20 protein-coding genes are annotated in these 22,359 nt (G+C 60.3%); 16 read left to right on the forward strand and 4 right to left on the reverse strand.

Annotated elements, in window-relative coordinates; genetic code table 11:
- Window positions 1-25: 25 nt before the first annotated feature.
- The gene (locus R2R70_RS12210; RefSeq protein ID WP_054555938.1) at window positions 26-814 is read right to left on the reverse strand and encodes an OBAP family protein; all 789 of its coding nucleotides are present in this window, start codon (window positions 812-814) and stop codon (window positions 26-28) included.
- Window positions 815-1,086: 272 nt separating this feature from the next.
- Here R2R70_RS12210 and R2R70_RS12215 point away from each other — a divergent pair, with 272 nt between their 5' ends.
- A complete protein-coding gene (locus R2R70_RS12215) occupies window positions 1,087-1,824 on the forward strand; it encodes an HAD family hydrolase (protein ID WP_410978135.1) in 738 nt (245 codons plus the stop codon).
- Window positions 1,825-1,996: 172 nt separating this feature from the next.
- Here R2R70_RS12215 and R2R70_RS12220 read toward each other — a convergent pair whose 3' ends face one another.
- Complete coding sequence (locus tag R2R70_RS12220; RefSeq protein ID WP_043332181.1) at window positions 1,997-2,308, reverse strand: hypothetical protein; 312 nt, start codon at window positions 2,306-2,308, stop codon at window positions 1,997-1,999.
- Window positions 2,309-2,884: 576 nt separating this feature from the next.
- On the opposite strand from R2R70_RS12220, the gene R2R70_RS12225 reads away from it, so the two are divergent.
- Entirely contained in the window at window positions 2,885-4,516 is a 1,632-nt protein-coding gene (locus R2R70_RS12225; protein WP_054555939.1) for a BCCT family transporter, read from the forward strand.
- A 187-nt stretch (window positions 4,517-4,703) separates the two neighbouring features.
- Here the strand turns inward: R2R70_RS12225 and R2R70_RS12230 are convergent, their stop codons facing one another.
- Window positions 4,704-5,735, reverse strand: a complete 1,032-nt coding sequence (locus tag R2R70_RS12230; protein ID WP_410978136.1) for an LLM class flavin-dependent oxidoreductase — start codon at window positions 5,733-5,735, stop codon at window positions 4,704-4,706.
- A 272-nt stretch (window positions 5,736-6,007) separates the two neighbouring features.
- Between R2R70_RS12230 and R2R70_RS12235 the strand changes: the two genes are divergently transcribed.
- The 10 genes from R2R70_RS12235 (at window position 6,008) to R2R70_RS12280 (ending at window position 16,404) form a co-directional block, all read left to right on the forward strand.
- Window positions 6,008-6,775, forward strand: a complete 768-nt coding sequence (locus R2R70_RS12235; protein ID WP_410978137.1) for an extensin family protein — start codon at window positions 6,008-6,010, stop codon at window positions 6,773-6,775.
- Between the two features lie 387 nt (window positions 6,776-7,162).
- Window positions 7,163-7,543 (forward strand): hypothetical protein, encoded by a 381-nt coding sequence (locus tag R2R70_RS12240; protein ID WP_199852355.1) that lies wholly within the window; start codon window positions 7,163-7,165, stop codon window positions 7,541-7,543.
- A gap of 87 nt (window positions 7,544-7,630) precedes the next feature.
- Window positions 7,631-8,377 (forward strand): SAF domain-containing protein, encoded by a 747-nt coding sequence (locus R2R70_RS12245; protein WP_131431879.1) that lies wholly within the window; start codon window positions 7,631-7,633, stop codon window positions 8,375-8,377.
- A gap of 134 nt (window positions 8,378-8,511) precedes the next feature.
- Entirely contained in the window at window positions 8,512-10,467 is a 1,956-nt protein-coding gene (locus tag R2R70_RS12250) for a pilus assembly protein N-terminal domain-containing protein (RefSeq protein WP_131431880.1), read from the forward strand.
- A 10-nt stretch (window positions 10,468-10,477) separates the two neighbouring features.
- Entirely contained in the window at window positions 10,478-11,245 is a 768-nt protein-coding gene (locus R2R70_RS12255) for a tetratricopeptide repeat protein (RefSeq protein ID WP_410978138.1), read from the forward strand.
- Between the two features lie 122 nt (window positions 11,246-11,367).
- Window positions 11,368-12,675, forward strand: a complete 1,308-nt coding sequence (locus R2R70_RS12260) for a CpaF family protein (RefSeq protein WP_159055744.1) — start codon at window positions 11,368-11,370, stop codon at window positions 12,673-12,675.
- Window position 12,676: 1 nt separating this feature from the next.
- Window positions 12,677-13,540: a type II secretion system F family protein gene (locus R2R70_RS12265; protein ID WP_159055743.1), complete on the forward strand. Its 864-nt coding sequence runs from the start codon at window positions 12,677-12,679 to the stop codon at window positions 13,538-13,540.
- Entirely contained in the window at window positions 13,537-14,418 is an 882-nt protein-coding gene (locus R2R70_RS12270; protein ID WP_410978139.1) for a type II secretion system F family protein, read from the forward strand. Before R2R70_RS12265 ends, R2R70_RS12270 begins: the two co-directional genes overlap by 4 nt.
- Before the next feature lie 50 nt (window positions 14,419-14,468).
- Window positions 14,469-15,635: a hypothetical protein gene (locus R2R70_RS12275; protein ID WP_131431882.1), complete on the forward strand. Its 1,167-nt coding sequence runs from the start codon at window positions 14,469-14,471 to the stop codon at window positions 15,633-15,635.
- Window positions 15,636-15,966: 331 nt separating this feature from the next.
- Window positions 15,967-16,404, forward strand: coding sequence for an Sbal_3080 family lipoprotein (locus R2R70_RS12280; RefSeq protein WP_131431883.1), 438 nt, complete (start codon window positions 15,967-15,969; stop codon window positions 16,402-16,404).
- A 153-nt stretch (window positions 16,405-16,557) separates the two neighbouring features.
- Here R2R70_RS12280 and R2R70_RS12285 read toward each other — a convergent pair whose 3' ends face one another.
- Complete coding sequence (locus tag R2R70_RS12285; RefSeq protein WP_410978140.1) at window positions 16,558-16,980, reverse strand: hypothetical protein; 423 nt, start codon at window positions 16,978-16,980, stop codon at window positions 16,558-16,560.
- 278 nt (window positions 16,981-17,258) lie between these two features.
- Between R2R70_RS12285 and R2R70_RS12290 the strand changes: the two genes are divergently transcribed.
- The 4 genes from R2R70_RS12290 (at window position 17,259) to R2R70_RS12305 (ending at window position 22,230) form a co-directional block, all read left to right on the forward strand.
- Entirely contained in the window at window positions 17,259-17,984 is a 726-nt protein-coding gene (locus tag R2R70_RS12290; RefSeq protein WP_410978141.1) for an SCO family protein, read from the forward strand.
- Window positions 17,981-18,457 (forward strand): hypothetical protein, encoded by a 477-nt coding sequence (locus R2R70_RS12295; protein ID WP_410978142.1) that lies wholly within the window; start codon window positions 17,981-17,983, stop codon window positions 18,455-18,457. The genes R2R70_RS12290 and R2R70_RS12295 overlap by 4 nt, the downstream gene beginning before the upstream one ends.
- A 108-nt stretch (window positions 18,458-18,565) precedes the next feature.
- The gene (locus R2R70_RS12300; RefSeq protein WP_410978143.1) at window positions 18,566-20,095 is read left to right on the forward strand and encodes a PepSY-associated TM helix domain-containing protein; all 1,530 of its coding nucleotides are present in this window, start codon (window positions 18,566-18,568) and stop codon (window positions 20,093-20,095) included.
- Complete coding sequence (locus tag R2R70_RS12305) at window positions 20,092-22,230, forward strand: TonB-dependent receptor domain-containing protein (protein ID WP_410978144.1); 2,139 nt, start codon at window positions 20,092-20,094, stop codon at window positions 22,228-22,230. Before R2R70_RS12300 ends, R2R70_RS12305 begins: the two co-directional genes overlap by 4 nt.
- Window positions 22,231-22,359: the final 129 nt, after the last annotated feature.

Below are 22,359 nucleotides of genomic sequence, written 5' to 3' on the forward strand. Positions count from 1 at the left end.
TTGTGTCGCTGATTCGCCGCTGGCCTCAGCGGCTGTCGTTCAGGCTCTCATGCGGCGGCTGGTGGGACTCGCTGTCGGGCGGGGTCGGGCCACCGTTGGCCTTGGGGCTGACATCGGGCAGCGGAATCTCGGCGCGCTTCCGGCGGCGCTCCTCAGTGCTGATGCCCAGGCGCTCATCGCGGCGCTTCATCAGCTCCTCGTCGATCTGACCGTCACGGGTGAAGGCCATCATCAGCTGCGGGATACCGTAGGGGAAGTCGTCGCGGTCGATCTGCCAGGTGTGGAAGGTCTTGCCGTAGGTGGTGACGAGGTCCTCGAAGTAGCTGCGCTCCGCCAGTTCCGGAATCCCCGGGGCCACCAGGATGCCGGACTTCACTTCATAGTGATGGCTGTGCCAGAGCGGCTTCTCTTCCTCGGGCAGTTGCTCGTAGCGCTCGGCGCTGATGATGTATTCGATCCCGATCAAGCGGGCATCACTGCGATTGGAATCGAAGATCACGCATTGGTGCAGATCATGTTCCAGGTGGATGCAGAAGTGGCTGGCCTCCACCTGACGCCCCATGTCATCGGCGTAATGGTGGAAGCCGTTGAGATAGGTACTCATCGCTTCCATCGGATACTTGCGCTGCATGACCTGCGAGGCCGCATCGAGCACCTGATGCTTCAGCGGATGGCCGCTACTGACCTTGCGAGCACTGTTGAGGCGTCGGCCCAGAAAGAAGGCGGTCGCCGCGGCGGCGCCGGCCAGAAGGCCCGTGCCGAAGCCGGACGAGTGTGAGGGATGTGAACATGTGCGGGAATGGCGATGTCGCATACTTCCTCCTGCATGGGTGTCTTGATAAGGCAAGAATTCCTGTCATGACGTTGCCATTGCAGTGCATTACCCTTGAGCGCGTCAAGTCACCTACCGACAGCCTTGCCTCGGAAAATCCTCGCCCAGGTCTGCTGCAGAATGTCGGGATTGCTTTTCAGTTTTCTGCCCTCATCAATGAGGGATATCACTTCTTGTGGCCGCTCAATGCCTTGCGCGACAAGGTGTCTTGTTCATCACGTGTTTCGGCCATCTTTTCTCGAATTGGAGCTCGCATGAAGCAACTTATCTTTGATTGTGACGGTGTATTGGTGGATAGCGAGATCATCGCTGATGGCGTGCTCAAGGAAAAACTTCCCGTCTGGCTGCCAGACTTGGGGAGTGCAGAGCAGATCGAGCATGAGCTGGACCGCTGTCTGGGCATGATGACGCGCGATATCCTGCTGGACCTGGAAGCCCGCAGTCAGCACACGCTGCCCGTGGATGCGCTCGACCAGGTACGCCATCTCGTCGATGCCCGCCTGGCCGACTCGCTCAAGGCCATGCCCGGGGTGCGCGAGACGCTGGAGTGGATTCGCGATCAGCGTCTGCCGTTGGCGATCGTGTCCAACAGCTCTGAGCAGCGCATGAAGATCAATCTCGAGAGCTCGGGGCTTCGTGGCATTCTCGATGAGATTGCCGCGGCCAATGGCGACGAGCAGCTGCCGATCTTCACCTCCGATGAGGTTATGAATCCCAAGCCGGCGCCAGACCTCTATCTGCTCGCCCTCAAGACGCTGGGACGCTCCGCCGAGGAATGTCTGGTAGTGGAAGACAGCCGCACGGGAATGCAGGCAGCCGTGGCCGCGGGCCTCAAGGTCGTCGGCCATCTGGGCGCAAGCCACATCCCGCCAGGCCACGCCGAGGTGCTGCGGACTACAGGCGCCTGGCAGGTCATGCAACACTGGGATGAATTCAGCCGCCTGTGCGCTGATGCCGGTTTCGTGGCCAATGAAGAAGCCGTCAGCCACTGAGGTGCCTCCAATTCTTTCGCATTCTCGACAGAGCTTGAGCCAGGCACATTCTGCTGAGAGCTGGCCGGATGGATGATCTTGGATATGGCACAGCAACACACAAAAGCCGCCCTCGGCAGGGGCGGCTTTTGTGTGTCTGGGCGGACATCCCCGGGGGGACATCTCTCGGGTATCACTTGAAACAGATACGCGTGCCCCAGGCGAGCAGTTCTTCCTGATTGAGGCTGCGCGATTCGACCCCGATCATTTCATCTCCCCATTGATCTGCCCAGGTCAGCACGCCGTGGCTGATGCCGCGTGCGCCCATCAAGTCGCGTATCTCACCGGTACCCTTGAACCATAGTGCGCTGTGATCATTGCGCGTCAGGTCCGAGATACCATGGCAATGATGGATTCTCACCTTGTAGATGCCATCCAGTGACATGACCTCGACCACCGGCACCATGCCGTGCTGCAGTGCGCGTGCCAACGATTCGAGTGTCATGCTGGTCTCGTCCTGGTGGGCGGTCGTCTGATCGGCGAGCTGGCTTGGGGGTAGTGGAGCAGCAGGCGACGCGTGAGTGGGGGTCACAGCGGTGCGTGGCTGGTGCGTTGCAGTGGTATGTGCAGGCATCGGGAATACCCTCAGTGGGATGTCATGTCGGCGGTGAATCGCATTTTATAACTATCGTACAAGTAATGTAGAGGTTATCTGGCGATCTCGCCATCGTGGCTGGCCAGCTTGCCCGGGACTTCCCGTCTTCCTGCTCCCTCGTCACTGTCCTTCCAGGGCCTGCGCTGTCCCTTCAAGGTCTGCACTGTCCTTTCAAAGCCTTCACTGACCTTTCAAAACCGGCTTTCTCCTTCCACGCGGAGGCTGTGGCCCGGCTGGGGCAAACGCTTGCCTGTACAGACAGTGACAAATTTTCCTGTGCTGCTGGCGTCGTCTGCCCTTGAAGTTCTGGGGAATCAGGTTCATGTCTAGAAGGCACTGCGAATATTCGTTGGCAATACGCTACTCGTTTCTCGCTGGTGCGCGATCCACCTCACCGCTGTCACAGCTCACAGGGAGTAGCGATTTATGACATCTGGAGGAAAGCGCGTATTCAGCGCGTCGGTCATCATCATTCTGGGGCTGGTCGCATTGGGGGCAGGATTTCCCACCCGTTTCGGTGAATTGGCAGATCAGGCGCTCGGCGCCGTGACCAGCATGTTCGGCTGGTTCTATCTGATATCCGTCTTTGGTTTCGTGATATTTCTCATCAGTCTCGCGCTGAGCAAGTACGGCAAGATCCGGCTCGGCCCGCAGGATAGCCGGCCTTCCTATACCTTCTTTTCCTGGGTCAGCATGCTGTTGGCAGCAGGGTTTGGCGTCGGGCTGGTGTTCTATGGCATGGCGGAACCCATGCAGCACTATCTGAAGCCGCCGTTCGCCGATATGCCGGGCGAGACGCCCGAGTCTGCGCGCTATGCCATTCAATATGCCTTCTTCAACTGGGGCGTCCATCAGTGGGCTGCCTTCTCGGTGGTCGGCCTGATCATTGCCTATTTCCAGTTCCGCAAGGGACAGGCGGGGCTGGTGTCCTCGGTGCTGTCTTCCGTGACGGCCAAGCATCCCAAGGTGCGCCGCTATGGCCCGGTACTGGATGTCTTTGCGGTAGTGGCGACCGTGATGGGGGTCGCGACATCGCTGGGCCTGGGCGTGTTGCAGATGAATGGGGGGCTGCACTTCGTCTTCGGCGTGGAAGAAGGCTGGCAATGGCAGTTCATCATCATGGGCGTGATGTTCTGTGCCTACATGGCCTCGACCTGGTCCGGGCTCGACAAGGGCATCAAGCGCCTGTCCAACCTCAACATGAGCATCTGCATCGCGCTGATGCTGTATGTGCTGTTCACTGGCCCGACGCTGGACATTCTCAAGACGATCACCCTGGGCATCGGCGATTATCTGCAGAACTTCATCGGCATGAGCCTGCGCATGTCGCCCTATGACGGCAATGACTGGAACAGCTCCTGGACCGTCTTCTACTGGGCATGGGTCATCGCCTGGTCGCCGTTCGTCGGCACCTTCGTCGCGCGTGTCTCGCGTGGCCGCACCATCAAGGAGTATGTGGTGGGCGTGCTGATCGTGCCGCCGCTGCTGGCGTGCCTTTGGATCGGTGTCTTCGGTGGCGCGGCGATCAACATGGAGTTGGCCAGTGATGTCGGTCTGGCGGCCGCGACGGATGCCAACATCACGTCTGCCTTGTTCGAGATGTTCGATCTGATGCCCTTCAGTAGCGTGCTGTCGGTGGTCGCGATCATGCTGATCTTCATCTTCCTGGTGACCTCCGCCGATTCGGCGTCCTACATCGTGGCGCAGATGACCGACGGCGGCTCGATCAATCCGCCACTCTACAAGCGTATCGCCTGGGGCGTGCTGATCGCGGCCATCTGCCTGACGCTGATCTCGACGGGCGGTCTCAAGGGCTTGCAGTCAGCCTCGGTACTCTCGGCCTTGCCCTTCACCTTCATCATCTACGGCATGATCGTGGTACTGGTGAAAGAGCTGCGGGCTGATCGTCGCCAGATGCTCAGTCAGCTGTATCGCCGTCATGGTGAGACACCGGTCGGTGCGGATATCTTCGAGGCTGACAGCCTGGCCGAGGAAGATCGCATCCGCCGTGCGCCGGACGTCAAGAATCGTCGCGTGAACCCGCGCGACCATCATTGAGCCGAGTCGTGGCATGAACTTATCGACTTGAGCTCATCGCCTTGAGTTCATCGTTTTAAGCTCATCGCTTTCAGATCATGACGCCAATGCGTGGCTTCACGGCAGGCTCAGAACGACAAGACGCCGCTCACAGGAGATGTGAGCGGCGTCTTGTCTTGGCAAGCCAGTCAGCGTGAAGGGGCTCACGTCATTTACTGGCGTCCGGCGTCCGGCGGCCGGCGACCTCGGCGAGTATCTCGTAGCTCTTCAGGCGGTCGGCATGCTCATAGAAATCCGAGTTGAACATCAATTCGTCGGCCTGGGTCACCTCCAGCAGATGCTCGAGCTCGCTGCGAATGCGCTCAGGCCCGCCGATGATGGCAGCGGCCAGATTCTGACCGACCATGGCTTCCTCGCGTGCTGACCAGTCCAGTGTCTCGCGTGGGGGCAGGGCGCGCGTGCTCTTGCCGCGGATCAGATTGAGGAATTTCTGTTGCTGGGTGCTGGCCAGGAAACGGGCGCGTTCATCGCTGTCGGCGGCGATCAGTGGCAGTCCGAGCATCACGTAGGGCGCATCCAGCACCTCGGAGGGCATGAAGTTCTCGCGATAGAGCTTGATGGCCTCCAGCATGTAGCCGGGGGCGAACTGGCCGGCGAAGGCGAAGGGCAGGCCTTTTTTCGCTGCCAGGCGTGCGCTGTAGTCGCTGGAGCCCAATAGCCACAGGGGGACATGAGTACCTTGCCCCGGCATGGCCTTGACGCGCTGACCGGGTGAAGCCTCGCCCAGATACTGCTCGAGTTCGGCCAGGCGCTGAGGGAAGTCATTCACGCCGGCGGAAGGGTCGCGGCGCATCGCCTGCATGGTGATGCCATCGGAGCCCGGCGCGCGGCCAAGTCCGAGATCGATCCTGTCCGGGTAGAGCGTGGCCAGGGTGCCGAACTGTTCCGCCACCACCAGCGGGGGATGGTTGGGCAGCATGATGCCGCCCGAGCCGACCCGCAGGCGGGAGGTCTTGCCGGCTACATGGCCGATCAGCACCGAGGTGGCGGCACTGGCGATGCCATCGATGTTGTGATGCTCGGCCAGCCACAGGCGATGAAAGCCCAGCGCTTCGACATGCTGGGCGAGACTGACGCTATTGTGGAAGGTTTCAGCAACACTGCCGGTATCGCGGATGGGGGCAAGGTCAAGCACCGAGAGCGGGATCGTGCCCAGGCGTGAGGTAGGGGCTGTCGTCATGTGCGCTCCTGATAGCGGATTGGCGTGCAGAGAGCAGCCGAGGCGTGGCCCCTCAAGGGCATGTGGCTGGTCTGCTGGAAGGCGTCCAGCATAGTGGACAGCCGCGTCTCTGACAGCGCCTCGCCCTTCATTTCACTGTTTCTGATATGGCATATATGAGGCGGTCGATACGTCATGCCATTCACGGTGGTCAGTAACCCTGGTGCAGGCGAAGCCTGGGGCAGGCGAAGCCTGGGGCAGGTGAGGGCCTGCAACGTGTACAGGAGGCGAACATGAACGGTTTGCAGCACAAGCAGCGCCGCAAAGGTATGGGGCTCACATTGATATGCCTGGTGCTCATCGGCCTGGGCGTTGCGGTCCAGCGCGACATCATCGTGCTGGAGCGCTGGATACCCGCTCACTATCTCCCATGGGCGCCACTGCAATTGGAGGACCCGCCCGGCATGGCGACCGGCTGGAAGCTCTCACGCTTGAACGAGAACCCGGCCGCCTGCCGCGCATTTCTCGAGCGGGAAGCCCCGCAACGGGTGACCTTCCTGCCGGACCGCCCCAGCAACAACGGCTGTGACCTCATCAACAGCGTACGCATGCATTCGGCGTCAGGCGCGAGTGGCGAGCAGGGTGTTCGCTTCAACCAGTCCTTCATTGCCAGCTGCCCGCTGGCGGTGAGCTGGCTGCGCTTCGAGCGCCATGGGCTCAAGTCAGCGGCGCAGGAGGTCATGGGGAGCGAAGTGACGCAAGTGTCCCATGTGGGCAGCTACGCCTGCCGCAACATCTACGGACGAGAGAACGCACGTCGCAGTGAACATGCCACTGCGGATGCGCTGGATGTCACAGGCTTCACGCTGGCGGACGGCCGTCAGGTTCGCCTGCCGCGCGACTGGACGGTGCCCGAGGATGAAGATGCCCCGGGCCGCTTCCTGCGTGCCGTGCAGGACGCCGCCTGTGAGAGTTTCGGTACCGTGCTGGGGCCGGATTACAACGCCGCCCATCGTGATCACTTCCACCTCGGCACGCGGGGCTGGCGATTCTGTCGCTAGACGCCGTGTTGCAGTTCGTGTGTTGCAGTTGCTGCGTCTCAGCCACTGCATCGTCAGTCTCTCACGACATTGAAAAGGTTCTCTTCAAGGCTGCCAATATTGACTAAAGAAAGGCACTGATGCGACCCGCATAGTGCCTTTTTTGATTGTCATTTTCCCACTTCTCACGTGCATATCTTCAGCATCGCGAAAGCCTCGCCTTGCTTTTTCTTATTCCGGACACCCTTGATGTGACATTTATCGACACATTGGTTTGCAGTTGGATTTCAAAAAACCGGTTAGTCTTCAATTCGTGGGCAGTAGGTGCAGACAAGTCGCTGCTTGTGGCCACGATCCATTGAACGGGAAAGTGCAGCTGTCGAAGATATCCTCACTGGAGATTCACAGATGAAAAAGACAACCAAGAAGTCCCAGGCAGGTTTCGTGATGACCACCGAGCTGGTGCTGATCCTCTCGGTCATGGTGATCGGCATGGTAGTAGGTCTGGTAACCATGCGCGATTCACTGACTGCTGAAATGGAAGATGTTGCAGAAGCCATCGGTCAGCTTGATCAATCCTACGCTTTTGATGGGTTGGTCAATGCAGAAGGGACCGCCTTCCTGGAAGGATCCGGCTTCGTTGACGCGACTGATGCCAATGCTGGCGACCTCGTAACCTTCGACTTTATCGCAGCGGATTATAGTGAAGCGGCTACCAATGCTGGGGCCAATACCACCGCGGGAAGTGGTGCAGAGAATGCTACCGGTGCGAGTGCCTTCACGCCGTAATAGCTACTCTTGAGGTCGGGGAAGATCGAAGTTTCTCCGACCTTTTTCCCATGATGAGCAACCGTGATGTCCATCAAGGAGGTTGACATGAATATACGTCTCAATGGCAGCACGACGGTCGCCATGGTCGTTTTTCTGGTGTCGACCTCGATGGCAAGCCTGTTGGGGTACCGTCAGTACGAGCGTGTGGGAGCAGAAGAGGTGCTGGTGGCCAATGACCTGATCGCGCAGGGGCAGATCATCACGCCTCAGATGCTGGAGCTCAAGATGATGAAAGATGTGGCGGGAGGGCTGCAGGACATGAGCATGGCGATCGGCAAGGTCATGACACGTAATCGTCTACCGGGGGATGTCATTCAGCCTCAGGACCTGAAGCCCGTGAAACGTCAGAGTCTCTCGCAATATATCCCCGAGGATAGGGTGTTGTTCTCACTCCCAATGGCGAGTCATTCCTTCCCTGTTTCACAGATAAAGCCTAGCGATACCTTTGATGTAATCGGTAGCCTCAACGGGCGAGTACGCGTGATTGCGGAACAGGTTCGTCTGATGGGGACGATGAACAACAATCAGCCGGCTCCAGTGGCGAGCGGTCCGCTGGCATCACTGTCGCCGCAATCCACTGGCAAGCAGACAACCCAGTCATCGGGTCTGGTCATCGCAGCATTACCGAAGGATATCTTTCGCCTTGCAAGCTTGAATTCTCAGGAAAGAGTGTCGTTGGTGTTGCATGGCAGAGATGTCAAACTCCGTCTCCCGATGGCGCCTACCTTGCACACGCGTCAGATCGAGATTTTTCAAGGATTACAGCGCAGAAAGGTGGAGATCGAGTTGTGACTCCTTGGTCGATATTGCGGTGTCATGAGAATGCTTGGCTGGTTTTGAATTTCTGAAAAAGTACCAGAATTTCCCTTTCTTCTGATCGCTTTCCTGGGTCATCCCCCGCCGGATCATCATGGCCTGGAGATAATATGAGCAAACCTTCTGCTTTTCTCGCTGAATGCTCTGGCTTCATCCTGTGCCTGTCGCTTGCCTGCGCGAGTGCAGGCCAGTCTGCCGTTGCCGCTGACGTGAGCGTCGACGCGGTTGACGCTGTCAATCCTGCTGCCGGGCTCATCAATGTGGATACCGCCTACAGCAGCGGCAATTCCCGCTCTCGCACTCTGGTGCAGTGGACTCATGCGCGCCTGGCCTTCGGCAAGGACATAGAGCGCATTGCCGTCGGCAAGCAGAGCATCATCGAGGTCGAGGTGATCGGTGGTCGAGAAGTCCTGATGTTGGGCAAGGAAGTCGGGCGAACTACGGTGATGGTCTGGTACGTCGATGGCAGCAATGAGTCCTTCCTGTTCAGTGTCAGTCCCGACCTGAGCGTATTGAGCAGCGCGCTGCGCGAGATTCATCCCTCCATTTCCATTCACTCCGCGCCGGATCGCCCCGTGCTGGTAATGCGTGGCAAGGTGCCCACGGCGGAGTATCGACAGGCTGCGCAGCAGGCAGCAACGGACTACCTGCTCTCAGGGCAACGCGGTGCGATGCCCTCGATGGCAACCCCCGGCATGCCGGCGGGTGCGAGCACGATGAACATGAATGCGAACATGACGAGCCCGGTGATCAATCTCATCAAGGTGACCCAGAAGCCCAAACCGATTACCGACAAGCTCAAGGAAGCCATTGCGTCCTTGGGCGGGGAGGAGGTCAAGGTAAGGCGGTTGCAGTTCGGTGAGATGCCCAACGACCTCTTCGATACATTCCTGCTCGAAGGCGAAGTGCGCGATCAGGTGGCATTGACGCGGATTCTGAACGTGGCAGCGCGAGTCGTTGGCGGTAGCCCACTGGCCGGAGGAGAAGCCGGGATTGATGTGCTGGCGGATGAATCCGGTGCCTTGATGGGCGATAACGTTCGCTCCAGCAGTTACGGAGGCTCCATCACCTCCGGTAGTGGTGTCGGTGGTGGTGATCTCAGCAACAACATCCGCAACAACATCGCCCGTTCCAAGGTGCTTTCCATCGCTGGCGGACGGCTGATCTCGATGATCGAGGTACGTGATGTGCCCCAGGTGCGAGTGGCGATCCAGATGCATGAGGTCAATCGTTCGCGCATGAAAGCCTGGCGTCCTGACCTGAGCATCATGACTAACGGCTACAACGCCAGTGGGCCGCTGGCACTTGGGGAGACCGGTGCAGCCGGAGCCTCGGGACTTGAGAATGCGCTGCAGATTCTGGACGGGACTCTCATCAACAACCTTCAGATCGGTGGTAGTGACATCGCCTTCGACCTGCTGTTCAGCCTGATGGAGAACGAGGGGATTTCACGCACTCTGTCACGTCCGACATTGACGGTGCTGGCCGGTGAGAGCTCGGTCTTCCAGGTCGGGGGCGAGATTCCCGTACCTTCCGCGTTCGCGCCATCAGGCGTCGGTCAGGATGACACCCTGGGTGCCAATACCAACGGGGTGTTCAGCGGTACGGACTTCAAGTCGTTCGGCGTCCAGCTCAGCGTGCGCGCCCTCGTCGATGAAAATGATCGCATCACGTTGGATGTGTTGCCGACCATCTCGACACCGGACACGCTTCTGACACAACAGATTGCCGACAGTACCGGTTCCGACCTCAACAGCACGGCCTTCAATGTGCGCAGCCTGCGTACCACCACGCGTCTGCGCGATGGCCAGCCGCTGATTCTGGGCGGTCTGGTCTCGCGTGACATGAGCGGCCAGGAAGACCGCGTGCCCGGCGCCAGCGATGTCCCGCTTCTCGGCTGGATGACACGTTCCTTCAATCGTTCCGATGTCGACAAGGAGCTGGTCATCATCGTGACTCCTACCTTGATTCGAGAGCCGATCAACGAAGTCGCCCAGTGGAGTTTCCCGGATGGCGTCAGTCGCCTTGCCGACATGCCGCTGAGCCGCCTCCCATCTTCGCGTTGAGGAGTACGCCATGAACATTCGTGAATCCGTGTGTCGTCTGGGTGTGCTGGGAGTGATGGTGGGCTGGTTGGCCGGCTGCAGCTCTATTGACAGCATGCGGGAATCCCGTCCGGACGCAGGTGATCGCCTCGAGTACCTCAACGAGCGGTATCAACAGTTGATGGTGCAGGGCCGGACCTGTCTGGAGCTGGACGATGTGGCAAGTCCGATGGTGGATTGCCAGCGCCTGTTGCGAGAAGCGGAGCGGCTGCATGTCGAGTATCCGCGCAACCCGGAAGTCCTGTATTTCAATGCGTTGCTGAGTCATGCGGCGGGGCGCGGCGACAAGGCTCAGTTCTTTCTCGACCAGATGAGCATCGGGCCTTCACACCCGCCGGAGGCCTTCGTGCTGCGCAGCCAGCTGGCGCTGGAGGAAGGCAACACGACCCTGGCACGCAACGTGCTCGATCGCGGCATGTTGCTGCTTCCCAATTATGCCGGTCTTTATGAAGGATTGGCGGCCGTGGGCTATGTCGAGGGTCGCTATGATGATGCAGAACAGCAGCTGACGTTGGCGTCCCGCCTTGGGGCTCCCGATTGGCGGGTGGACTATCATCGCGGCTTGATCAATGAAGCACAGGGCCACCTGGCAGATGCCTGCCACCAATTTGATACCAGTCTGGCTCGCAAGCAGGACCACCAGCCCGCGCGAGCACACCTGCTGCGCCTGGCGACAGCGGGGCACTGCCGGGGGGATGCCCTGAAGCAACCGGCCAGTGGCGTGAGGGTTTCCTCATGATTGGCCCATTGTCGCGCATGCGCCGTGACCGAGAGCCCTCGCGTCATGACCCGGCCTCTCAGGTGGACGCTTGCGGGAGTGAAAATGCGTCGAGCTCACGCCTTTCCATCGCGCCGGAGGTCATGGACCGCCTGAAACGTGTGCTGGTCACCCGTCTGGCAGATGAGCAGGGGCAAGCATTGCGCCGTAGCCACTCGACACCACGACATGAGATGGAGAGGGATGAGCAGGGCGGCATGGCAGACGTTCAGCAACGTCTAGCGGATGCCTTGACCACCGTGTGTGACGAGTACCAGATACCTCTGGACCCTGAGAGTCGCCAGCAATTGCTCGATACGCTGACCAACGACCTCTGTGGCTTCGGGCCGCTGACGGAGTTGATGGCCGATGAAGCCGTCAGTGACATCCTGGTCAATGGGGCGGGGCAAATCTGGGCTGATCGTGCCGGAAGTCTGGACCCCACCGAGCTTGCCTTTGATGATGAGGCGCACCTGCAGCGCTTCGTCTCGCGATTGATCGCCCCGCTTGGCAAGCATCTGGATGCCTCCAGCCCGATCGTTGATGCGCGCCTGGCAGATGGTAGTCGTCTACATGCGGTATGCGCGCCATTGACACCGGATGGAACGCTGGTCTCCATTCGCAAGTTTCGACGTCATTACCTTGATCGTCAACGCCTGGTCGCGACGGGCTTCATGAGTGACAGCCTTATCCAATTGCTGGGGGCTGCAGTGGCCGCGCGCGTCAATATCATCATCAGCGGAGGGGCAGGTGTCGGCAAGACGTCATTGCTCAATTATCTGGCAGGGCATATCAGTCATGGCGAGCGCCTGGTCAGCGTCGAAGAGTGTGCGGAGCTCGACTTGCATCATCCGCATGTCGTCAGACTTGAAAGCTATCCGGTGGCAGGGGATTCTCCCCGTCCTCAGGGGCTAGGCGAGTTATTGAGAGCCGCGTTGAGGATGCGGGCCGATCGCATCATCGTCGGCGAAGCACGGGGTGGCGAGGTCTTCGAGATGTTGCAGGCCATGACGGTCGGTCACGATGGCAGTCTGACCACCCTGCATGCCAACAGTGCACTGGACGTCCCTGTGCGAATGCTGTCATTGGCCTTGATGAGCAGCGCTCACCCCGATCGTCAGGTCATCGAGGAGATGGTACGCCTGAGTGGAGCGCTGATCGTACATCTCGAACGCGACGCCGAGGGACATCGCCAACTTGCCAGCCTAGCCTGGTTGGGGGAAGAGCGCCCTCGTGAGCTGCTGCACCGTCGCGCGACCATGACGCCCGGTGAGCCCTGCGGCGAAGAGGCCTATCAGGCCAACCCCGATGTGCTGGATGCCTTCATCGCTCATCTCGAGGCACGTGGCGCCACTCTGGCGCCTGGCGTCAGGGACGGTTGGTGTGAAGGTGTGTCACGACAGGAGGGCTGACATGCTTATCCTGCTGCTGGTCTGCATCGCGCTGTCTTCGCTGTGGTTGATCATCAGCATGATCAGGGCACAGCGTTTCATGGGAGCGGATATGACCCTGGGGCTGATGCACCGCCGAGAGATGTCGCGTCTCGAACGTCTGCTGGCCTTGTTGGACATCAGCATGCGTCCAGTGCTGTTCGTGGCGGGCGTGTGGGGAAGCAGCGTGATGATCTTCGTGATCTTCCTTGGCTGGTTTCCCGGCAACCTGCTGCTCGCGTCCCTCGCGCTGATGACCAGCCTGTTGCTGGTCGGCTTCCTGCTCCACGAATTCGCCAGTCGGCGCATCTTCCGTTTCGAAGGCGATCTGATTCAGGCGCTGGACATGCTCGAGGCCAGTCTGAAATTGGGCGATAACCTGCGTAATGGGCTACGTCTGGCGGGATCATCCTCTCTCAAGGCCGCACGGCGCGAGTTGATGCAGCTGGTCTATCGGCTGGACATGGGCCTGTCACTGAATGAGGCCTGCGCGCGAATGCTGCGTCTCTATCCCTGTGAGAGCGTCAGACTCTTCACTGCTGCAATGATCAGCGCCGAGCGGCGTGGCATGAGCTTCGCCAGTCTGCTTCCCTCGCTGCTGCCCACCCTGCATGAGCGTTACCAGATGCGGCGTCAGCTGCGTGCCGAACTGTCCGGTGCGCGCTATTCCCTGTTGGTCATCGCTCTGCTGCCTTACGCCATCGTTCCCTTCATCCTCTGGAAGGAGCCTGACTGGTTGATACTGCTGCTGGACCATCCTCTGGGCAGCGTACTGTTGCTGGGAGCCGTGTGCTGTCAGATTCTCGGCTTTGCCTGGTTGCGTCAGATGATGAGGAAGCAGCCATGAATGTCTTTTCCGGTATCCCGTCCTGGACGTTTCCCGAGGCTTATCTGCCGGACATCATCATTCTGTGCATGCTTGGCGCTCTGCTGGCGCTCTATCTGGCCTTGCACAGTACTTTCAAGGTGCGCCTGGAGGAGAGCGGAATTGCGGATGTATTACAGGAGCTGTTGCGTAACCCCGATAACATCAGCCAGAACAGATCACTCACTCCGCGTCGGCGCATGCGTCAGGCTGGCCTGAACCCGCGGCGCGTGATCTGGTGGTGGGGGCTCCAGCTGTTGCTGCCTGCCATCCTGGCCTTGCTGATCCTGCGCATGACGGGGGCAAACCTCGGGGGGCTTGCGGGCATGCTGCTCGGCATCGTAGTGCCGCATCTATGGCTGGGACAGCGCAGGCGCGAACGCCAGATACACATCGCGGCTGCTCTAGGACACCTGCTGGCCGTATCGCTGGCGTACCAGCGCCATGGCCTGTCTCTTGCCGCTTCACTGAGGGAGGCCGCGCGTCAGGCGCTGCCACCTCGGCATCCGCTGGCCTTTGAGCTTGAGCTGTTCAGCGCTGAGCTGGAAGGCGGATTGTCGCTCCAGGAAGCTGCTACGCGCATTTCCAGACGAACCGGAAGCCGTGAATTGCATCAGTTCGCCATGTTGCTGGTCGCCGGCAACAGGATGGGCAATCCCTTGCACGATGTGCTGGAAGCCTTCGCGGCCCAGCTGGCGCGTCAACAGAATGAGCGGCAGCGCAAGGCCATGCAGCAACGCAGCGTCAAGGCACTGTTTCCGATGTTGCTCGTCGGTGGCCCATTGTTCTTCGTGCTGGTGATCTTTCCGGCCAGCCTGCGCGTTCAGGAGGTGCTGATCCTGATGAGGGAGCTGTGGTGAGGCGTCAAGGTGGGCATCTTCGCAAGCGCAATCGTCTCGGGAGAAGGCATATGGTGGCAGGACATGATTCGGTCACTCACGCGTGTCGCACACGTCGCAGGCAGGGCGGTTTCATCATTACCATCGAGTTGATCCTGATCACCTCGATTCTGATCATCGGCTCGCTGGTCGGGCTGGCGGCGATACGTGATGCACTCTTCAAGCATTACATGACCCAGCAGTCCCGTGAGCTCGTTGTCGAGGACGCCAATGGACGAGCACTGGGAGAAGTCTTCGATGTCGATGAACATGACGCCCCGCGGATTCTCTATTTCGATCGCAGCCCACCATCTGGCATCAACCGTGCCTTGATCGGGATTCGCGATGACCGCTTCTCCAGTCGAGAACCACTTTATTACGCCACTCCCAATTGCAGTGGAGATCCTTGCATCAAGTCTGCCAGTGATGAAGCGACGGACAGTCGCGACATAGCCGGTGATGTGAATGCTGGCAGTGTCAGCTACCTGCATGCGCTGCAGGGCGGGCCTGTCTATGCCATCGGGCCTGGCGATCCTGCTGCCTTGCCGGGCTTTCTCTATCGCGGGACACCCCAGCAGTGTCCTTTCGATGGCGTTGATGTGCAGTCGCGCTGGATATCGCAGAAAGTGATCGCGGGGGCTCCTTGCGAGCAATTCACCCTGGATGACCCGCAATCCGTCCAGGCTGATACCACCTGTCTGTTGAGCACCGGGATTGTAGATCTATGTACTCCACCCCCCGGCACGGTCGCTCAAGACGATATATTGAGCAACTATATCGGGCCGGTGGATGCTTTGGTGGATACTACCCTGGGTACCGTCAATGCCTTGCCCACCTGCGCATTGCTGGGGGTTTGCGTTCCTGAAGTGGAAGTGGGGACATTGTATTGCCCCGCTGGCACGTCGCTGGATGAGGATGGCGATCTTGTCACAGCGCTGGTGCGTACACTGTTTGATCAGTTGCGTGCCACGACGGACCTGGGGTTGATCGAGCCGCTGCTGGGGGCGGTAACGAACACCTTGCCCGGCGAGTTGACCTGCTCGGCAGTGGAAGATTTCCAGCTGGCAGAAAGTGTTCCATCTGCTGATGACCCGACACGCAATGCACTCGACGCGCTGGTGGCCCCATTCCAGCTACGTGCTCCGACGACGGCCTCCAGTAACTGGATTCGTACGCCGCCCGATGGAGAAGGGCTGTGAGTCGGTACTGTCGAAAGGCACAACCAAGGAGAGGGGAGGATGTCGTGCTACGTATTGAGGCGTATTGAGGCGTATTGAGGCGTCTTGAGGAGTAGTCACGCCATTGCCCTGATGATGGAGATGTTTGCCATAGAGCGAACCGAGAGTAGGGCGTGCAATAAGGACTAAAAATCGTCGATTTCATGATGCATAAATTCTCTCCATTACCCTGAATCAGAATGACTGGCAGATTCCTCGCATTTATTTGTTTTCACTAATACCCTGCGGGCAAGCATACCTTCCATGGCATCTCTCGCGATAAAGCCTCTTGTTCAATGACAGGGAGTCAAGAATGACAGGGATGACGAAGGCGTTATTGGCAGCTTCCATCACCTTCGTGATGGCCGGCTGTACCTCGGTGCAGGTTCAGCCTCTGGAACGCATGTCCTATCTGGATACCGTGTGCATCGAGCGCAATGAGGCCGTGATCGTGCCCGGCTTCCTGAGTGTGATCAAACGGGGCTTCAGTCGCAATGGCTTGAATACGCGAGTCTATGACGCTCCGGTCCCCGGCCATTGTGAAGTGATATTGACGTATACCGCTTTGCGCTCCTGGGACGTCACGACTTATCTGTCACACGCAGAACTCTGGCTCAATGATCCGTATGGCGATGAAATCGCCTATGCGCAATATCATCTTGTCGCAGGAGGTGGCCTGACGTTCTCCAAGTTTGCCGGAGTCGAAACCAAGATGAACCCGGTCATCGATGACTTGCTGGTCAACTACTGACGCCTCAGCCGTGATGGGCATCCAAGCCTTTTCCTTGCACGCCTCACCGGAACGTCATCTCTCGCCATGATGGCGCACTTGATAGCGGGGCCGGCGCTTGTGTCATGCGCCGGCCCCAGCGGAGACTCTCGAGCCATCTGGTGTGCTGGAATCTCAGGGTGCCATGCCCATGCCTCGGCTGATCGTCGGAGCGCAGCGCTCGGGGTTGATGCTGACCACGCGTAGGCGATGCCCATCGGGGAGCACGCAATCGAGCACCTGCCAGGCACAGCCGGGGGCGCTGCTGCCGTGACTCTCGATCAGATGCGCTCCCTGGGCCTGCCATTGTTCGCGGAAGTGGGCAAAGTCCGTTCGCTCGATCTCAAGCGTCAGCTGGCGGCTGTCGGGTTGCTCGGCACTGCGCTGCAACAGCAATACGCTGGTCTGCTTGTCTCGGCGATGGTTCAGCTCCAGGGTCGCGCTGGTGGCGTTGCGCAACAGGATGGGCAGGGCGAGTGTTTCGGTGAAGAAACGGCAAGCGGCATCGAGGTCGCGCACTTCAAGGATGGCTGGGTGCAGGGAAAGGCGCTGAATCATGGCGAAGCCTCATGGCGTGAGGGGAAGAAGGGGTTGGGGGACTGGCTCAATTGCAGGAGCATGGAGATAGTGTCGTGTTCGTCCGGGTGAGACGCACTTTGAATCTGATGATGGTGGTGATGGCTTTACGCTATCTGGGGCCTTGTCGCGCTCGCGAAGGCCCGGGGCAATCGCTGTGGCAACTTGTCGCATTAGTGGTTTCACGGGTGTGAATGGTTAGCATCCCTGTCATCGACCCTGCTGCCTTTACCTTCTCTGCACGCCACGCTGGAGTGTTCATGTCGCCGCGCAAGCTGATCCTGATGGGACTCAGTGCTTTTGCCCTCGTCATTATCGCGTTGATCACGGGGCTTTCTGCTTCGCATCAACCGCGTGATGCGTGGCCGACGACGCTCGAGCTGCCTTCCACGCGGGGACTGCTGCACGCGGACACCCTGTCTCGGGGGGAAGCGGGTCACCTGAGCGTGCTGATTCCCGGCTTTACGCATTGCCCGGACATCTGCCCGTTGTCGCTTGCCCGGCTGCAGATGGCCTGGCAACGCCTTGACGAGACTTCACGTGCGCATCTGCATCCGATGTTTCTGACGCTGGATCCGGCGCGCGACACCCTGCCCGTGCTGTCACGTTATCTGTCTGCCTTCAGCCTGCCGGTGACCGGCCTTCGCCTCCCGTCACAGGACGACACGCGTCTGGAGGAATTCACTCAGCGGCTCGGTATCCAGTTTCAGCGGCGAGAACCCGAGCAGAGTCATCCCCCTGAACACGCGCAAGCGCAGGCGTCGGCCGGTGAGGCCGATTACATGATCGACCACAGCGTGGCGATCTTCGTGATCGACGAGCAGGGAAGGCTGCGTGACACCCTGCCGCTCAGTCAGACGCCTGCGCAACTTGCCGATCGACTGACGTTCCTGCTCCAGACCGTGGCCGCAGCGACGTCTTCTGACAGTGTTGCGACCGTCAACACGAGCGCAAACGCGAACGTGCCGGCCACGGGGGGCGCATGACAGCGACTTGTCCCTCGACTCGCCACGCCAGGCGTGAATCCGTCTCCTATCATCGCGCCCTATCGCGCCTGACTACGGCCAATGGGCATGTCGTCTTCGTGATGCTGATCGCGTTGGCTGCCATGCTGGTCATGCCGCTGGCGGCCCCGCGTGTGGTGATGGTCAACGACCATGCCGTCTTCGAGAGCGTCGGTACCGGGCGTTGGGTGAGTGCCGATAGCGACTGGATAACGCGTGCCGCTCGCGAAAGCGGTTCGCAGGCGCAGATCACCCACAGTTCCGCTGCCTCGGATTGTCCGTTGGCCAGCATGGCGGCCTTCACGCTGGCATTGGTCGCCGTTGCCCTGTTGCTGGCGTTGGGGCGGTTGTCTCGCGCCGCGGCCCCGCGTCCCTGCCTTGTCGCGTTTCGCGACATCAATGTCTATCTGCGTCCGCCCGGGCGCGCGCCACCCCACGATTCCCTCGCGCCATGAATTGCTGGGCCACCTCGCGGTGGCTCTCCATAGTGTTCGGTGACCTCACGTTGACCGGCGGACAAAGTATCCGTCGCGCGTCGTGGCACCTGTCGATGGGTAATCGAGATGAGTTCAACGACCAATACCGACACCGCGGGTCGCGCCGCTCGCGGTTTCAGCGATATCTACCGTGCCGTGTGGCGCTGGCATTTCTATGCCGGCCTGCTGGTGCTGCCTTTCCTGACCTTGCTGGCCGTCACCGGCGGTCTCTATCTGTTCCGTGAAGAGATCGACCACTTCGTGCATGCCGACCTGATGAAGGTCAACACGCCGGTGGTGCAACAGGCCAATGGCCAGGCACAGGCGAGTGTCCAGCTGAGTGAGCAGGTGCGTGTCGCCGTGCAAAGTCTGCCCGGCAAGGCCGTGCGTGTCGTGCCGCCTGCGGCCAGTGACTTGACCACGGAAGTCGATATCGTGGCAGCCGATGGCAGTGGCAAGCAGGCGGTCTACGTCAACCCCTACAGCGGTGAAGTGCAGGGGCAGATGGCCTACCGTGACAGCATCATGTGGACGGTGCGCAATCTGCACAGCCTCGCGATCACCGGCCCCATCGGCAATGCCGCGATCGAGATCGCCGCCGGCTGGAGCATTCTGCTGGTACTCAGCGGCCTGTATCTGTGGTGGCCGCGGGGCCAGAAGGGTGGCGTCGTCACGCTGCGTACCACGCCTGCGCGTCGTCTGTGGTGGCGCGACCTGCATGCCGTGTGTGGCATCTTCGCCGCTGGTTTCATCCTGTTTCTCGCCGTGACCGGCATGCCGTGGTCAATGGTGTGGGGTGCCAAGGTCAACGAGTTGGCCAACGGGCATAACTTCGGGTATCCCGATGGCGTGCGCGTGAATACGCCGATGTCCGATACGCGGCTGGTGGACCAGGAGCGGACGACCTGGTCGCTCGAACAGGCCGTTATCCCGTTATCTTCCTTGCCGGCTGCAGCGACAAGCCCCGTCGTGGACGAGGGAGAGCATGCCGGGCATGGCGGTGGGGGCAGCAAGTCTGGTGCCGAGCAGGCCTCCGGTGCCGCGGGCGTGCCGCTGAGCGCCGCCGCGATTGCCCATGCCGATATCGGCCTCGATCAGGCTGAGCGCATCTTCGCTCGCGAAGGCCTGGCGCCGGGCTATGCCATCAATCTGCCGGGCTCGCCGCAGGGCGTCTACACCGGCTCCATCTATCCGGATGCGCTGGAGCGCCAGCAGGTGGTGCATGTGGATCGCTATTCCGGCGATGTGCTGCTGGACATGCATTACGCCGATTATGGCCCGCTGGGTCGAGCGCTGGAGTGGGGCATCAATGTCCACCTGGGGCAGCAGTACGGGCTGATCAACCAGCTGGTGCTGTTACTGGCCTGTATCGCGATGGTGATGATGAGCGTCGGTGCGGGCGTGATGTGGTGGAAGCGTCGTCCGGTGGGCGGTATCGGTATCCCGCCGCTGCCCAAGGAGCGCAAGCGTATCGCCGGTGTCTGGGGTTTGATGATGATCATCGGTGTCATCTTCCCGCTGGTCGGCCTCTCGCTGATCGTGATGGGAGCCCTGGATTGGGCGTGGATTCGCCTGAGCAACAACAACGACAAGACTGCCATGGAGGCCAACGCATGACACTTTTCCACGTCGTTTCTCGTACTTGTTCACACCGCATGATCCGGGAGGAGCGCCCGTCGCGCTGCCGCCTGCCCATGGCGATCGCCGCTGCCATTGCCGGCAGCAGCGTGCTGCCGGCCTGGGCGGATGATGACAGCATCAGCGTATTGCCACTGATCAATGTCGAGGCGCAAGCGCCGATGGCCAGCCCCGTCGTCGATGTCAGCCAGGGCCATGCCAAGGGCAATCTGGACCTTGGTGAACAGCTGCGTGAGGTCAATGGCGTCAGTGGTTCGCGGCTTGGCAGTCATGGGGTTTCCGCCATCTTCCGCGGCCAGTCCGGTGAGCGCCTGATTCAGGAGGTGGATGGCGCCACGCTCTACCCGGCCTGTCCGGGTGGCATGGATACCACGCTTGGGTATGCCACTACCGGCAGCCAGTCGGATCTCACCCTCTACAAGGGCGCACAGACGGTCAGTCGTGGTCCCAACTTCGCTGCGGGCACCCTTGAGGTCACGCGTCAGACACCTTCACGTGATGACGACGATGGAGTGCACGGCACAGTGGGCGTCGGTTGGCGCAGCAACGATGATGCCACCAGTGAAAATCTGTCACTGACGGCCAAGCAGGGTGACTTCTGGGCGGCAGTGGATCTGGAGCATTCCGAGCGCAACAACTATGAGGACGGCAACGGCGATACCCAGTACGGAGGCTATCGCAGCGACAATGGCAGCCTGCGTGTCGGCGCCTTCGCCACGGAAGATGTCGCCATCGAAGCAGGCGTCGCCGTGGTGCGCATCGATGATGCGCTGTACCCCACGATGGATGCACCGCGCAGTGACATGGACCGCCAGTTCCTCAAGTTGACCGTCGACAACGTCGGGCCTTTCTCGCATACCGAGACACAGATCAACCATGCTCGTGTCGTGCACGACATGGACAACGTCACGCTGCGTGACTTTGATGATTCCAGCTCGAGCATGGACATGAGCTCGGACATGGACATGGACATGGACATGGACATGAGCGACATGGCCATGTTCTCCAGCGCGACCACCGAGACCTGGTATGCCAGCACCCAGGGTGATATCCCGCTGACCGTCGGTGGGCATGACGCGACACTGACACTGGGTGCCGATGCCGAACGGCTCGAGAGCAATACCCACTCCCAGATGGGCATGTCACTGGATAGCCTGTCGGATAGCCAGACCTGGCCAGATGTCGTGCGGACGCGCGGTGGGGTATTCGCGGAACTGGATACCGCGCTCGATGCCGACAATCGATTGGTGACGGGTGCGCGCTATGACGTCTCCATCAGTGATGCGCGAGATGCCGATGAGGTGGTGGGCAGCAATGCCTCGGCCATCTCCGCCTGGCGTACCCAGTACGGCGATGATGTAGAAGCCAAGCAGCGTGACGGGGAGTTCAGTGCGCTGGCGCGTCTGGAGCATCGCTTCAACGATGACCTCAAGGGCTACGCTGCGCTCAGTCGCAGTGTGCGCTTCCCGACGGCCAGCGAGCGCTATTACAACTATCAGTCCGACTCCGACGGGTGGCTGGGCAACCCCGAGCTTGACCCCGAGATCCATCAGCAGCTGGAGCTGGGGCTGTCGGGCCAGCAGGGGGCCTGGCATTACTCGGCGGACACCTACTACAACCGCGTGCATGACTGGATCGAGCTGACGGAAGGGGATTCACTGACCACCTACGACAACGTCGAAGCCGAGATCTATGGGGTGGAGCTGGAAGCCAGTTGGCAGCAGCATGGCTGGCGGCATTCCGCTGGCGTTGCCGCCACGCACGGCACCAACCTGACAGACAGCACTCCGCTGTCACAGGTTGCCCCCTTCAATGGCTATCTCGCCACGCGTTATGACGCGGATCGCTGGTGGGCGGGAGCAAGGTTTGACGCGGCAGCACGCCAATCGCGTATTTCCGACAGCGAAGACGCGACGGCAGGCTTCGGCATCGTCGGCCTGGAGGGCGGCTATCGTGCCACCGACGCCATCGAGCTGAGCGCCGGCATTTCCAACCTGTTCGACAAGGCTTACGCCTACCACGTCAATCGCTTCTACGACGATCCGTTGCAGGGCGATGTACAGGTCAATGAGCCGGGACGTATCTTCTGGACGCACGCCAGCTGGAGCTTCTGAGACCTGTACCCTCTCAATAGTGAGCGCTGGTCGCCGCGATTCACTAGCGCGCGAGAAGCCCGCCATCGGTCATGTCACCGGTGGCGGGCTTCTTGTGTTACGAGCGGGCTCGAGTGCTTTCAGCGCTCG

This window comes from Cobetia sp. SIMBA_158 (assembly GCF_046566945.1).
Lineage (GTDB): Bacteria > Pseudomonadota > Gammaproteobacteria > Pseudomonadales > Halomonadaceae > Cobetia > Cobetia amphilecti.